Source organism: Leptospira inadai serovar Lyme str. 10 (assembly GCF_000243675.2).
GTDB lineage: Bacteria > Spirochaetota > Leptospiria > Leptospirales > Leptospiraceae > Leptospira_B > Leptospira_B inadai.
This window is the reverse complement of record NZ_AHMM02000024.1, coordinates 181036-194840: the sequence shown is the minus strand read 5'-3', so window position 1 is coordinate 194840 and position 13805 is coordinate 181036. Positions and strand designations below refer to the sequence as shown.

Annotated in this window: 11 protein-coding genes; 3 read left to right on the top strand and 8 right to left on the bottom strand. The window is 45.5% G+C overall.

Going from position 1 to position 13805, the window contains the following annotated elements; translation table 11 throughout:
- Positions 1 to 8 precede the first annotated feature (8 nt).
- Entirely contained in the window at positions 9 to 1268 is a 1260-nt protein-coding gene (locus LEP1GSC047_RS14765; RefSeq protein ID WP_010409679.1) for an AZOBR_p60025 family cell surface glycopolymer formation protein, read from the top strand.
- Between the two features lie 3 nt (positions 1269 to 1271).
- Here LEP1GSC047_RS14765 and LEP1GSC047_RS14760 read toward each other — a convergent pair whose 3' ends face one another.
- The 7 genes from LEP1GSC047_RS14760 to LEP1GSC047_RS14730 form a co-directional block, all read right to left on the bottom strand.
- On the bottom strand, positions 1272 to 2849 hold the full coding sequence (locus LEP1GSC047_RS14760) for a S1C family serine protease (protein ID WP_373364529.1): 1578 nt from the start codon (positions 2847 to 2849) through the stop codon (positions 1272 to 1274).
- Entirely contained in the window at positions 2836 to 4299 is a 1464-nt protein-coding gene (locus tag LEP1GSC047_RS14755; protein ID WP_010409673.1) for a S1C family serine protease, read from the bottom strand. Before LEP1GSC047_RS14755 ends, LEP1GSC047_RS14760 begins: the two co-directional genes overlap by 14 nt.
- A gap of 6 nt (positions 4300 to 4305) precedes the next feature.
- Positions 4306 to 4839, bottom strand: a complete 534-nt coding sequence (locus LEP1GSC047_RS14750; protein WP_010409670.1) for an adenine phosphoribosyltransferase — start codon at positions 4837 to 4839, stop codon at positions 4306 to 4308.
- A 91-nt stretch (positions 4840 to 4930) separates the two neighbouring features.
- Positions 4931 to 5842 carry a protease HtpX gene (gene htpX, locus LEP1GSC047_RS14745; RefSeq protein ID WP_010409668.1) on the bottom strand — a complete coding sequence of 304 codons (912 nt, stop codon included), beginning with the start codon at positions 5840 to 5842 and terminating at the stop codon, positions 4931 to 4933.
- Between the two features lie 72 nt (positions 5843 to 5914).
- Entirely contained in the window at positions 5915 to 7522 is a 1608-nt protein-coding gene (locus tag LEP1GSC047_RS14740; RefSeq protein ID WP_010409666.1) for a permease, read from the bottom strand.
- Positions 7519 to 8010 (bottom strand): ClpXP protease specificity-enhancing factor SspB, encoded by a 492-nt coding sequence (locus LEP1GSC047_RS14735; protein ID WP_010409663.1) that lies wholly within the window; start codon positions 8008 to 8010, stop codon positions 7519 to 7521. The genes LEP1GSC047_RS14740 and LEP1GSC047_RS14735 overlap by 4 nt, the downstream gene beginning before the upstream one ends.
- Positions 8000 to 9889: a polysaccharide biosynthesis protein gene (locus LEP1GSC047_RS14730; protein WP_039935273.1), complete on the bottom strand. Its 1890-nt coding sequence runs from the start codon at positions 9887 to 9889 to the stop codon at positions 8000 to 8002. Before LEP1GSC047_RS14730 ends, LEP1GSC047_RS14735 begins: the two co-directional genes overlap by 11 nt.
- Positions 9890 to 9987: 98 nt before the next feature.
- On the opposite strand from LEP1GSC047_RS14730, the gene LEP1GSC047_RS14725 reads away from it, so the two are divergent.
- Positions 9988 to 10452 carry an STAS domain-containing protein gene (locus LEP1GSC047_RS14725; RefSeq protein WP_010409658.1) on the top strand — a complete coding sequence of 155 codons (465 nt, stop codon included), beginning with the start codon at positions 9988 to 9990 and terminating at the stop codon, positions 10450 to 10452.
- Positions 10453 to 10547: 95 nt separating this feature from the next.
- Positions 10548 to 13394 carry an adenylate/guanylate cyclase domain-containing protein gene (locus tag LEP1GSC047_RS14720; protein WP_039935271.1) on the top strand — a complete coding sequence of 949 codons (2847 nt, stop codon included), beginning with the start codon at positions 10548 to 10550 and terminating at the stop codon, positions 13392 to 13394.
- 29 nt (positions 13395 to 13423) lie between these two features.
- On the opposite strand, the gene LEP1GSC047_RS14715 is transcribed toward LEP1GSC047_RS14720, so the two are convergent.
- The gene (locus LEP1GSC047_RS14715; RefSeq protein WP_020988854.1) at positions 13424 to 13804 is read right to left on the bottom strand and encodes a hypothetical protein; all 381 of its coding nucleotides are present in this window, start codon (positions 13802 to 13804) and stop codon (positions 13424 to 13426) included.
- Position 13805: the final 1 nt, after the last annotated feature.

Below are 13805 nucleotides of genomic sequence, written 5' to 3'. Positions count from 1 at the left end.
ATCGAAAGGTGCAGGAAGATTCGCGTGAAAATAAGTTTCTATTATTCTCGGAGAAATTTTATCGAAAAATTTTCGGACTATTAGAAAATCAAAATGCTCTTATTCTCCTTTTTATTTTCATGTACTCGCTTTCTTCCCTGCTAGTTTGGAAAAAATACGATTGGAACCCGACATCTCAAATTAATTTCGGAAAGGAATACTGCGACTTAAATCCCCGACAGGTGCCGAAGGGCGCGATCGTCTTTCAAGGGGAGGAAGGAAACTTAGGAGCCGGATATGACGGCCAAATCTTCTATTTCTATTCTCGAATGATCTCGGGGTTCGCCTTGGATTGGCCCAATGGTTTCGAGACGAGCGTAAGGGCACCTCGGATCGGGTACCCGTTATTGGCTGCTCCATTCGGATGGATCGGGCCGCACGGAACGATTTTCGGGATGTACTTCCTTCCTATATTTTTTATGATCCTTTCCTTTTTGGCGATTCGCGATTTGTTACCGGATCGCCAAAAGATTCTCTCCGTCGGTTATTTGTTTTCCCCTTTTGCCCTCGGTAGTTACATCCTTTTAGTTTCGGACACGATTTTAGTCGGTCTTCTCGTGCTTGCGTACTGGGCTTACAAAAAGGAACGATTCCTATTATTCTCGCTGTTAGGCGGACTGGCGCTTCTTACGAAAGAGCAGGCGCTGTTTCTACTTTTTCCACTGGGCGTCGATTCGCTTCTTAAGAAAGACTTTCGTCGCAGCCTATGGATCCTCTCTAGTCTCGTTCTTCCCGGTCTTTGGAATTTATTTTTAAAATTAAAATTTCCCGAAGCTACACCGACTCGTTTCGCGGAATTTTTCGATCCATTAGGCGGAATCATCGGTTATTTGAAAGAGATGTACGGCCTGATACTCGGATCCGTTTCTCTCGATAGCGGATTGTTTCGCTCTATCGCCAAAAAGTTTTCCAGATTTCCCCTTCTTCTTTTGTTTTTGAGCGGTTGTACCCTTCTTTTCCGGGGAGACTGGAAAAAGGGGTTCCCGTTTCGATTCGGTTTTGCGATTACTATGTTTTCGATATTCTCGGCGGGCTATATTCTATACTGGGCTACGTACGAAAACATTTCTCGTATGTTTACCGTTTCCATCCCGCTGCTGATTCTTTGGCAGGAGGAAGACGATCGACTTTCGGCTTGGCACTATTGGGGAATTTGCGGTATCGTCTTGATCTTATTTTTCGTTAAGATTGCGTTTATCGCCAAGCCCATGACGAATAGTATCTGGTGAGAATTATTTTCGCTCCCCCATCGTAGATAACGGAATTTTGTATTGCGCGTTGATTCTAGCGTTCGTATTTGCAAGCTCCGCTTTGTTAAGAATCACTTCGGTTCCGTCATCTAATAATAAAGAAATGAAATTCTTTTTGGACTCCTTCACTTTTCGCATAAGATCCTTTACGGAAAGAACGGGAACTCCTTCTACCGATTCGAGAATTCGCGCAAAAACTTCGTGATAACCGTTATTGGATTCGTCGGGGACCACCTGTGATAATAGTACGATTCTACCTTCGTTGTCGCCCGATGATCTGAACTTATGATAATCGTACAGATATAAAAGCTTTTTGTCGATTCGCGATCTCCAGTCCTTTCCCCACTCGAGCAGATAATTTTCCGAAAGATCTATGAAAAGAAAGCCGCCGTCCAAATAAAAATCGGGTCGATTGGAGGGATCGCGATGGGGAATTCTGATCGAAGAATAGGGGAACGGTTTTAGCGGAAGGTTTACTTCCATTTTCTTTTTTTCCCTTAGGATACTGACCGGAATTTTTTTACCGACTTCGTACCCGAATTCATCGCCGATATGCGCGATAAAGGAAAGAACCTGCTTACCATAGGTCGGATGTTCAAAATATCCCTTGGAATCGATTTTCTTGCCGCCGAATTCCAGGATCACATCTCCCGGTTTCAAAACCCCATCTGCCGAACTGCCGGGAAGAATTTCCGCTACAAGGATGCCCTCGTTCTTTCCGTTGATTCCGTAATACGTCTTTGTCGCTTCGTCGGTTACCGGGCGATGCCGAAATCCTTTATAAGCGATTTGTGAATTTCCGGAAACTCCTAGAAATTTACGGATTAAAAACGAAGGAATCGCCCTGCCTGCGTTTTTATCGCCGCTAAAATCGAATAAGATTCCGCCGACTTTTCCATTTTCAACGATGACTTCTCCGTTCCCGTTCAAGGTTTCCGTCGAGTTAACATCTAGAATCGGGAGCTCGATTTGGCCCTGCGGATAGAGGTCCAGGTCCAGGCTAAGCAAGGCCCCGGTTGCGCTCTGGATGGATCCGGAATTATCCAATTGGTAAATGGAGATTTGCTTGGGATAGGAGATGCTTGTTTGAAATTCCAAAGGCTTCAAATCTTGAAAGAAGCCTTTTTCATCGACTTTAAGTAGGGCCAGGTTTGTTTCGGGATCGATTCGAAAGATCGTGGCTTTAGTATCCGCATAGGAAGAGAATTTTTTAATTTCTACTAAAGTCGAGTACTGCAGAATTTGAGCGGGTAATAAAATTTTATCCCCATCGACGACGATTCCGACTCCTCGGCGAACTCGCGGATTTTTTTTCTTCCAAGGTGAAATATAATCCGGTTCCTGAAAGGAAACTTTGATCTGAACTATGCTCCTTTCGAATTCCTCTTCCGGCTTAGTTTTGTTGGAGGTGTTTGAAACGGATGTCTTTAACTCATGAACTTTTTTGGTCGTCGCGACTTTGGAGGATTTCCCGGATTTAGCCTCCGCGATCATGGAAGAAAAGAATACCGCAAAAATAACCGATAAAATACGGAATTTCAATGTGTTACTCCAACCCATACGTGGAACGGATTTGACGATCGGCGGTTTCCGCTTCGTTCCGATCTAAAATTAAAGGGAGTTCCACATCCAGAAATTTCAATCGCAAGTAACGATCCTTCGTCGAAGATAGAATTTTTTTCAAATCCTCCAAACTATTCACGGGGGTTCCGTTGACGGACTCGATCACCAAATTGAGAAAATAATCGGAGGATGAATTCACAGGGTGGGCTAGTTTTCTGTACAGGATTACGTCCGCCTTCTTATAACGATTGATTCTATCCGCGATGAAATACTTATACCTGTATAGAAATTGGCTACCGCCCGAAGTGCTTCCTGCACGACTCCAGGTAGCTAAAAGATCCTGAGACATTTCTTGGAAGAGTAGGCCGCCGATCATCGCATAGTCGTAGGGAGCGTCGTAACGATTTCTCATAAAATCGAAGTCGGGCATTCTTTTAGCTTCAAAGGAAATATCGATGAGCTTTCCTCCGCGAAATACCTTGAATTTAATTCGATCTCCTGCGTGCTTGTTATCGACGTTCTCCGTAAAATCGACTCTTGCGTCCTTATCCAGAGTGGTGGTTCCGTTTCTGCCGATCGGACTTCCGTCGATCTCGGTGAGATAATCTCCTTCCTGCAAATATCCGTCGGCGGAACCGTGAGGAAGGATCCGAGTGACGAATACACCTTCCAGACCGTCGGGGATCCCTTTCGCTTTACGAAGGGAAACATTGAAGGAATTTAAAAAACTGATCCCGAGTTCGACATAGCCGTCGTACGTTCCGTCCTCGATATCCACTAAGAAATGTCGGATAACGTTCGTTGGAATCAGATATCCGATGTTCTCGCCTTTGGTTGCCACTTGAAAGGCAACGCCTACCACTTTATCGTCCTGAATCGCCGGGCCTCCCGAATTGCCCGGATTGATTGCCGCGTCTACTTGAAGAACGAGATGACTGTCGACGGAAGAATGGGAGTATTCCGATTGTTCCTTCCTGGATACGATCCCCCTAGTTACGGAAACTTTGTTCCCGCCGATCGGATAACCTACGACGATTAGCGGAGAATTCAGTTCGGGGATTTCTCCCAGCTCTAGATCGTGGGAATCCTTATAGAATTGCCCGTCTTCCGCTTCCAGAAGGGCTAGGTCGCAATCATGAGCGATGAAGAGGATCTTTACCCGATACCACTCGGTTTGATTATAGCGTTGTACTTGAATGAATTTTGCGTTCGAAACCACATGAGCGTTCGTAAGAATTCGCTTTTTTCCGATTAGAAAACCGGTTCCTGAGCTTGCACGTACTCCATCGGTCGTCCACGGGGAATAAGGATTAATCGCTTGGGAATAAACTTTGATTTGAACCACCGCTTTCCGGACGCTATCAAAGTCCGTTTTTGCCTCCGCAAAGGAAGGCAGCGAAACTACGAAAAAAATAAAAGAAACGAATGCAGCTTTAAAAATAGGCATCAAACTTCAATGGCCTTCGAATTCGCAGATAGAATAGACATCGACTCCTAACTCTTTTTTCAATTTGGAAGCCCCTCCCAAATCGGGTAGGTCGATAATTACGCCTGCTTCGCTAACCACTGCGCCTAAACGCTGTAGAAGTTTCGTCGCCGCGATCATGGTTCCTCCGGTCGCAATTAGATCGTCCATAAGCAGAATTTTATCGCCCGGAAAAACCGAATCCTTATGAATTTCAATGATATCCTTTCCGTATTCAAGATCGTATTCTTGGGCTACGGTTTCCGCCGGCAGTTTTCCCTTTTTCCGAATCGGAATAAACCCGGCTCCCAATTGAAAAGCGACGGGAGCACCGATTATAAAACCTCGAGCTTCGATTCCCGCAACTTTCGTAATTCCTTGGTTGGAATACCTGTCCACAAAGGTTCCGATAGTAAGTGCTAAACCTTCCGGATCCAATAAGAGAGACGTGATATCGCGAAAAAGGATTCCTTTTTTAGGATAATCGGGAATGGTGCGAATTTTTGATTTAACGATGGACATAGGCTCGAAGTCCTATTCCAATCTTCGGAAGCGCGGGAACAATTCTTTTTTGATGAAACCGCCCTTATTTAGGGCGGCTATCAACCTGATTTTAATATGCTTTTGCTCGCAAAGCGGCGATTCTTTCCTCTAAAGGCGGGTGGGTTGCAAACAGGGAAGCGAATCCACCTGCGCGATTGGATATCTTAAGAGTTGCGATCGATTCCCCTCTTTGATCCACGGGGTCCACGGTAAAAGCGGCTTTGAGCCTTTCGAGTGCGGCAATCATATTGCTTCTACCGGCTAATTTTGCCCCGCCGGCATCCGCGCGGTATTCTCGTGCTCTGGAAACATACGCGACCACGATGGAACCCAATAATCCGAATACCATTACGAGTACTTGTTGAATCATAAATCGCATAAAGAAGCCTCCGCCCCCGCGATCGTCATCGTTCCTACTGAGTTGGGATGCAATTAAAGTGCTCACAATCCAAGCAAAGAAAAACACGAACGAGTTCACGACTCCTTGTACGAGGGTCATGGTTACCATGTCTCCGTTTGCTACGTGAGACAGTTCGTGTCCGAGAACTCCGTCGATTTCTCCGCTATCCATTCCGTTTAAAAGTCCGGTAGAAACTGCCACAAGAGCGCTAGATCGACTAGGTCCGGTTGCAAAAGCGTTTATTTCCGGAGACTGATAATAGCCGACTTCCGGCATCGGTAAACCAGCCGCGTCTGCGAGTCTTTTGACTCGTGCGACCAAATCTCTTTGCCATCCTGTCGCCGTACGAGGATCTATAATCTCGACTCCCATCGACATTTTAGCGGTAAATTTGGAAATGAAGAGTGAAATAAATGCACCGCCCATCCCCCATATCGTGCAGAAAAGAAGCAATCCTCCGTACGAAATACCCGATTTTTCCAGATAGCTGGCGAGACCGGTAATTCTTATTAAGAATGCGATCGTTGCTATCACTGCGAGGTTTGTTATCGCAAACAATCCGAATCTACGAATCATCCACATAGGTGACTTTTTCTCCTTATATAGAAACGTTCGGGATCAATTTCATCCCCGGGCGTTCTTCCCGTCATCATATTAGACCGTTCTCGGCTCCTTCCGTAAGAAAGAAGCCAGCAGAAAAAGTAAGACTAAAAGCAAATATCCTTTCACAAACGGACCGAAATTCGGTTCAAATGGGGTTAAAATCGCGTTTCCCCGTAGCGAATAGGCATGAATAAATCCCGTAGCCGAAAGAAAAACTCCCGCTAAACTCGCCAGAATCGCCTTCTTAAAATCTCGATCGATTACGAACGTCGCAATCGCAGCCCATACCATGGAAGATAGAAGAAATCCCTGAGAAAGACTTAAGAGTCCCTCTAATGGATACGGAAAGATGGGTTGGTTTGCGGGAACCAATGATAGCCAAATATTCGGAGTCTGGGAAGCCGCAGCGGTTCCCTCGATTGCCTTCGTTAAAATCGGATCCGCGTAATTAAAAGTACTCTGGATTAAGAGAACGCCCCAACCTGCAATCGCCGGTAACAAACCGATGACTACGGCAGGAGCATGACGAGTCGGAGTCGCTTCGAAAGCTTGGGAGCCGATCACGATTCCGATCCATAAGACGATTGCCATTCCGGCTTCGATAGGGATCAGTTTGGAAAGGAATCCCATGAGTCCCAAGAAAGCCGCGACGGTCATGAAGACTCCGTTCAGCGTAGAGTAACCGGCCCTCGCTCCTAGCGCCTTCCAACCTGGATGACCGATATAAATCGTAGTAGGGAAGGGCGAACCGAAGAATGAACCCGCGACGGTTCCGATTCCGTTCGCTAGAAGAGAATTTCGAGTATTGAATTTATCTCCGGCCGCCTCGGCGGATTCTATATTTTGAAGGGATCCGATCACGTTGAAAATTCCCATCGGGAGAATGATCGAAAGATACTCTCTGATATCCGCTTCCTTAAATACGGAAAAAATTTCACCGGCGCTCCAGACCGGAAGATATAATCCGATGCCTAGCGAAGATTTTAACGCTTCCGGATCCATAATCGGTTTTCCCGAAAAATAAGGAGAATACCAGGCCAGAATCGTTCCGACTATCACCGAAATTAAGCCGCCGGGAATTTTAAACGGAAAAACCACCCGTCCAAAATATTGTAATAAGATGATTCCGAAAGGCACGAAAGCGACTAGCGGATTCTGAAAGGTTCGAATTAAAAAATCCATCGAGATGAATGTGAGGGCGATTCCCGCTAGAGCGGAAAGAAGTGCGGCACGAGGCGTGGCCTTCCGAATCCTTTCCGCAACAAAGGCTCCTAACATTTCGATCAACCCCGAGAGAAAGCTCGCGAGTAGGCCCATTGCCCAGGCGGCTTTATAACTTCCTGTTTTTAAATAAACGGGAAACATTACGAAAAATACGAAAGCGAAAAGGGATACGGTGTTAATCCCGTACGGCAGCGCGGTGACATCGGTTCTGCCTTCCGTTTTTGCAAGTTGTCTTGCTTGCAAGGCATAGAATAAGTTTCCCAATAGCAGGGATACTGCCGCCCCCGGAATGATGACTCGAAAAACGAATTCCTGAGGCATTCCGCAAGGCCCCACACAGAGGGCGACTAACACTAAGATCTGAATTAAATTGTCGATCATTAGGCCGAAAAAACCGTCGAGATCTCCCGGTACGAACCATCTGTAATTACTCATTTTTTGTTTTTACTCCCGAAATCCACTTCGATGACATTGTTTTTGCGCTTCTTTCCTTTCGCCTTCGACTCGATAACAAGTTCTCCCGAAGGGGACGAAGAATCGGTTTCGGCGAATTCAGGGCCGCTTCCCGCGGAAGATTGCAGCTTACCTAAGAAAATTCTCATTTGCGAAACGGTTTGCTGAGACTTATCGAAGTATCGAAACACCGCGTCCCAAGGAATGAAAACTTGCTCCCAAGTATACCCGAATTGGAGTTCTGCATAGGCCCAATCCTGTTCTATGCGAATGTCCCTAGCGGCTCGCGGACCTATGACTAAGATAATTCCGGATTCGGGTTCGTCTCCGAGTAAGCCTCTCTTTCCGATCTTTAAATCGGGATGGGGCATAGCGTGCAGATAGAAAGTACCGAACCTTTCCCAATAGAGGGAGAAGAGTTGTTTTTTAAAGTCGCGAAGTACGGTGATATCTTCGGGGTTATGATCCATTCTTTTCTAAGGCCCTGGCCTCTTCTTCAGTGATGTAATCCTTGTGAACTTTGTATTCCGGAACTAGCTCTTTAAACCGGGAAAAGATATCCTTTTCCTGGTTGGAGCGTGCGGCGTTCAAAAGGGCCTGAAACCTGGCCTGGAAGCTGCTAAGATCGCTATCTTCTAAAGGGGCGGCAATCCTGATTTTTGGATGGTGAGTTTTTTTGATGCCTTCTAGATCCAAAAGCAGTTCTTCGAAAAGTTTTTCCCCGGGTCTTAGGCCGGTAAATTCGATCGGAATATCGACATACGGTCGTAAGCCGGATAGACGAATCATTTCCTCCGCTAGACTGAGAATTCGCACCGGCTCTCCCATCTCCAATAAGAATATTTCGCCGCGTTCGCCCATGGAACCCGCTTGCAGAACTAATTGGGTAGCTTCCGGGATGGTCATAAAATATCGAATGACTTCAGGATGAGTTACGGTAACGGGACCGCCGCCCTGGATCTGTTCCCGAAATCTTGGGATCACGGAACCGTTGGATCCTAATACGTTTCCGAATCGAACCGTAATGAATTTGGTCCGGGTCTCCCGAGATACGTGCTGGATGTACAATTCCGCTACGCGTTTGGAAGCGCCCATGATATTAACCGGGTTAACTGCCTTATCCGTGGAGATAAGTACGAAACGTTCTACTCCGGACAGACGGGCAATATCCGCTACGTTTTTAGTACCCAATATATTATTTAAAACGGCCTCCGACGGGTTTGTTTCCATCATTGGTACATGCTTGTAGGCCGCGGAATGAAATACGACTTCCGGGGAATGCGCTTCGAAAACAGAACTCACTCGCGAAAGATTCTTAATATCCGCGACGACCGGAAAAAACTCGATTCCGGAATGCGGAAAAATTTTGCGTAATTCGTAATCTATTTCGTAGAGGGGTGTCTCAGCGGAATCTAGAAGGACTAGTTTTGAAGGTTGGAAGATCGCGACCTGTCTACAAATCTCGCTTCCGATCGAACCGCCTGCACCGGTGACTAAGATCGATTTTCCTCTGATATAAGAACGGATGGATTCGATTTCCAGATCGACGACAGGTCTTCCAAGAAGGTCCTCGACTCGGATTTCGCGCAACTGTTGAATTTTGGGAGAATCGAAAAAAAGCGAACCGATAGACGGAAGGATTTTAAAGCCTACTTCAGTGGATTCGAAAGTCTTCAGCAATCGACCGATCAGTTTTCCGTCCGGATTTTTAATTGCGATAATTACTTGTTTAATCCCTAGTTTGCGAATCGTTTCTTCGGCCTTCGAGATATTCCCTAAAATCGGGACTCCTTGGATCAATGCGCCGATTTTGCTTTCGTCATCGTCCAAAAATCCGACCGGGTTTAATTTCAATTCGCTATGCCTGCGGAATTCGGATAATAGGGACGCCCCCATTTTTCCGGCTCCTAAGATGAGAGTCGGAGCTCCGTGCTCCCTGGTCTTTCGGATGATATACTGGTCCCGAAAGATTCGCCAGGAAAGGCTTCTGAGACATAGGAAACTTAGCAAAAGAATGGTGTCTAGAACCGGGACCATTCGCGACATCTGGTCGAAGCGGTTGTAGAAGAGCAACACGGTGGTCGCGATAAAGGAGGAAAGGACCGTGATTTTAATGATTTCCAGAAGGTCATGAATCGAAGCGTAAGCCCAGATGGAACGATAAATATTCGAAAATAAGAATACGACCGATCGACATGCGACTACGATCACAAGAGGGATTAGAAAGGTGTCCGGTTTTTGCAGGAAGGACAAGGATTCGAATCGAATTAAATGTGCCAAAAAGTAGGACAGGACCATAAAGCAAAGGTCCAGAGGGAATATCAAGGTCCGGCGATTCCAATGTTCCATTAAGGAAAAAAATATCGCTAAATGGTAAAAGTCCAACCTTTTTGGGTTTTTTCGGTTGCGGAAAACCCGGATCTTATCGATTCTCCTGAGTGCCACCTGTGAAAGAATTAATTGTCAATCTTCAGGGCAAACTCGATTCGGTACTTGGGACCTCCTTTCAAGAAAAGATAGAGCAAGTCCTATCGTCGGAAATTCATCGAATTTTATTGGATGCGGGCGGGCTGACTGCCTGGGACCAAGAAGGGTTGATCCTGCTCAAGAATTCGGTGACGAATCACCCTCAATCCAAATTCTCGGTCTGCTTTTTACCTACTGCATTGGTCGAAGATTGGAAAAAGCTCGGCCTAGACGTACTCATTCCCTTTTTTTCAACCCGCGAGGAAGCAAAAGCCTTCTTATTGCAGGATAAAAAGAAGGAAATAGAGGAAGGTATGGTCGCCTGTCCGATTTGTTTCCGGTTTTTGAGAGTGAAAGGACAAGGGAATTATCGATGCCCTGCTTGCTCTCATATTTTTTACTTAACTTCCGACTACCGAACCGCAACCTTTGAAAAACTCTTCTAAAGTCTCTCTATAGAATCCGAAAAAATCGAATCGGTAAAGAAATTTCCCAAAGTATATTGCTTGCCATAGCATCCTTTCAGGGACTTTTTTTTCCTATGAACAAGAATTCTTCCGCAATCGGAAGCGGGTTAGTAAATCGTATTCTTGCCAGTGTGCTCGGAGTTTTTCGCCTCCTCTACTCCGGGATTCGAGCAAAGCTTGCCTTTTTTACCGGCAGCTTGATCGCCTTAACCATCCTGATTCTTTCCTTCATATATGTGCGCCAACAGACCGAGATTCTGACCGAAAGTTATGAACGGGAGGCCGCCATTTCAAGACGATATATATCGTCCCTCGTTTTGGAACTGGATAATATTTCTCAAAGTCTGATCCGGATCGAGGAATTTAGGGATCGCGTTAGTAAGCAAACCGAGGCTCTTAAGAAATACAGAACCACGAAAACGTTGGTCGAAGAAAAAAAAGTCTCCCTGTTCGGAATCAAAACGAGCCTTTTTGGAGCATTAGGAAAAAGTAAAGTACGTAAGACGCTCGACACCTATTATTCGGAATATCTTTCCAAGGCCGATATCGAAATCCTGGAGAAAAATATTAAGGCGCAGCTTCAACGGGACGGAAGCGAGCATGTAGGGGAAAAGGATTTTTCCGAGCTACAATCCTTGGCAAGGAAATTCGTTTTTGCCGATCGAGACGCGTCCTTGCTTCGCAAGAGATTGTACGAGATCAAAGAAAATCAGGAAAAAACGGATCCGACCGAGTTGTCCGCATTGGAAGAGGAAGTAAAGAGCAAATTTTTAATCGCTCGAAAACACCGTTCTAAAATGGATTCGGCGATCGTTCAGCTTTTGGCGGATTCCCGACGGAAGAAAATCAAGGATTTAGGATTAGATACGGGCCGTTTTAGAATCCAGACCTTTGCTTTGACGGGAATCGTACCCGGGGAAATATCGGAGCCCACTTTAGATACGAAAATTTTCGATCCGGATTCTCCGTTAAACGAAATCTCGTTTGATAATATACTGGAGGACGGTCTCAAAACCGCACTCTCGACTCTTGTCGAGAAGGTCGGAATTACGGGAGAAATTCCGCCTAACTCCTTTCAGCAATCGAATCTTGAGTTGCAAGCTTTGTATTCTCCGCATTTTCGGAATCCGGCTTCGACCGAAAGAGCCAAACTGATCGAATCCATTCGGAAACATCCCGGTACTTGGGGCGCTTACCTTAACGAGGAAAGGGCCATCGTATCCGAACTAAGCAGGATTCCTTCTCTTTTAGAAACAAGGCTTAAGGTTTTGAGGGAAAAGAAGCCTCCGATTCCTCCTTTTAAGGATAAGGAATTTAAGAATCATTATGCGAACTACTCCTCCTTAGTTCGGAAACGAGACTTATTGTTTGCCACTTATCGAAGAAATAATCCGCCTAACGAAGAAGATGTGGAGAAAGTGGAGGCTTTGGGGTCCGCCAGAAATTCCGCTCTAGAAGACCAAGTTCTTCTTCGCTTTCGACCCGACGGTTCCGATTACGAAAAATCCATCCAATCGGCCGACGGGAGTCGGTTATTCAAGGATCGATGGAACGCATTACGAGATTGGATTTATTCCGGAGAAAGCGAAACCCCGACTGCAAAGCTGAAAACTTTATTTCCTGACGGTATCATCGGAAATAGCCGGACGGAAGCGGAGCAAATCCTTTGGAAATTGGATACGACCCCCTTATTGGCGGAGGATGTGGACGATGTTCCTACGGTAATACTTGCCTCCAATTTTTCCGGTTTAATTCGTACCATCGTCGATAGAACGGAGGGATTAAAATCCATTCGAAGCAACCGAGATAGGGCGGTACTTTCCGCATTGGGAATTTGCGGGTTCTCCATCTTTTTAGCGATTTTCATATCGGGTATAGTCGTTCAGAAAATCAAACGTTTGATTCGCGACGCCGAGGAAGTGGGAAAAGGAGATTTAAACGTAGAGTTCGAGCCGGGCGGGAACGACGAATTCGGAAATTTATCGATCGCTCTCAATCACATGGTAAGCGGTTTGCGGGAAAGGGAAAAGATCAAAGGAATTCTGGGCAGCATGATCGATCCGGTCGTCATCGGCGAAGCGATGAAGGATCTAGCTGCATTAAAGCGGGGAACCGAAAAAAGGGTCACCGCTTTCTTTTCCGATGTCGCCGGGTTTTCTGCGATTAGCGAAAAGTTAAGTTCCGTAGAGCTCGCCGAATTATTAAACGAATACCTTTCCGCAATGACTCTAATCTTAAAGGAGCACGAAGGCGTCTTGGATAAATACATCGGGGATGCGATCGTAGGCATTTTTAACGCGCCAGTGGACGTGGACCAACATTGTATAAAAGCGACTAAGGCCTCTTTGAGGATGCTCGCGAAGTTGGAGGATCTCCGGAAGACTTGGAACAAGGAGCATCGTTATATTCCCGAAGCCAGAGATATGAATATACGCATCGGCTTGAATACCGGCCTCGCGAAAGTCGGATTTATGGGAACGGATGCGCTGGCTTCTTACACGATGATGGGCGATACGGTAAATTTGGCGGCTCGTTTAGAAGCTGCAGGAAAGGATTACGGAGTATCGATTCTCGTTTCGGATTCCGTTTATGAAGAAATTAAAAATCAAATTGTCACTCGAAAATTGGATTTGGTTAGAGTGAAAGGTAAGAACGAGCCGGTCGTATTATACGAGGCTGTTGCTGAAATTGGCGATAAAATTCCCCCCTCTCTGAAAGAATCGGTCGGGTTGTATGAGGAAGGCTTGAACCTCTATCTGGACAGAAAATGGGATCAAGCGATTCGTAAATTTCAAGAATCGCAGACCGCTAAAGGTCAGTCCGATAAAGCAGTCCTTTTACTTACTGATCGATGCAAGGAATACAAACTGAATCCTCCGGCTTCCGACTGGGACGGAGTGTATACGAGGGATCATAAATAGAATATGGATTTCGTTAAATGTCGCATATTTTAGATTATCACCCATTCAATCTGACCTAATCTGTCTTTCCTGCAAAATTCTGTTTTAGCGTCAATTAAAGGTGATTCCGGAATTGCAACTTCATCGCCAGGGGAAATTAAATTTTCAGCTAGGCTCTTTAATGTGAGATTAAGCAGCGGTTCATCATTTTTAAAATACACAGAGAAATCGAAATCTACAAATTTCTCCGAATCTGCTTCATAAACGGAAACTTCATTTTTTTTTGTCCGGAATTTGAAGTAATACCCTGAAGTGTAAAAATTGCTTTCCCTTTTTTCTAAATTTTCGCCTCTTAGCAGATTTGTTATCTGTTTTGCAAATTCAGAAAGGACTTTTTTATTTTCTAATCTTATTAAAAGTTCCCTTCCCATT

What these genes read in the sequence shown, in the direction of transcription:
- LEP1GSC047_RS14740 (WP_010409666.1), bottom strand. Translation starts at nt 7,522, where the DNA reads ATGAGTAATTACAGATGGTTCGTACCGGGAGATCTCGACGGTTTTTTC.
- LEP1GSC047_RS14750 (WP_010409670.1), bottom strand. Translation starts at nt 4,839, where the DNA reads ATGTCCATCGTTAAATCAAAAATTCGCACCATTCCCGATTATCCTAAA.
- LEP1GSC047_RS14755 (WP_010409673.1), bottom strand. Translation starts at nt 4,299, where the DNA reads ATGCCTATTTTTAAAGCTGCATTCGTTTCTTTTATTTTTTTCGTAGTT.
- htpX (WP_010409668.1), bottom strand. Translation starts at nt 5,842, where the DNA reads ATGTGGATGATTCGTAGATTCGGATTGTTTGCGATAACAAACCTCGCA.
- LEP1GSC047_RS14730 (WP_039935273.1), bottom strand. Translation starts at nt 9,889, where the DNA reads ATGGAACATTGGAATCGCCGGACCTTGATATTCCCTCTGGACCTTTGC.
- LEP1GSC047_RS14720 (WP_039935271.1), top strand. Translation starts at nt 10,548, where the DNA reads ATGAACAAGAATTCTTCCGCAATCGGAAGCGGGTTAGTAAATCGTATT.
- LEP1GSC047_RS14735 (WP_010409663.1), bottom strand. Translation starts at nt 8,010, where the DNA reads ATGGATCATAACCCCGAAGATATCACCGTACTTCGCGACTTTAAAAAA.
- LEP1GSC047_RS14715 (WP_020988854.1), bottom strand. Translation starts at nt 13,804, where the DNA reads ATGGGAAGGGAACTTTTAATAAGATTAGAAAATAAAAAAGTCCTTTCT.
- LEP1GSC047_RS14760 (WP_373364529.1), bottom strand. Translation starts at nt 2,849, where the DNA reads ATGGGTTGGAGTAACACATTGAAATTCCGTATTTTATCGGTTATTTTT.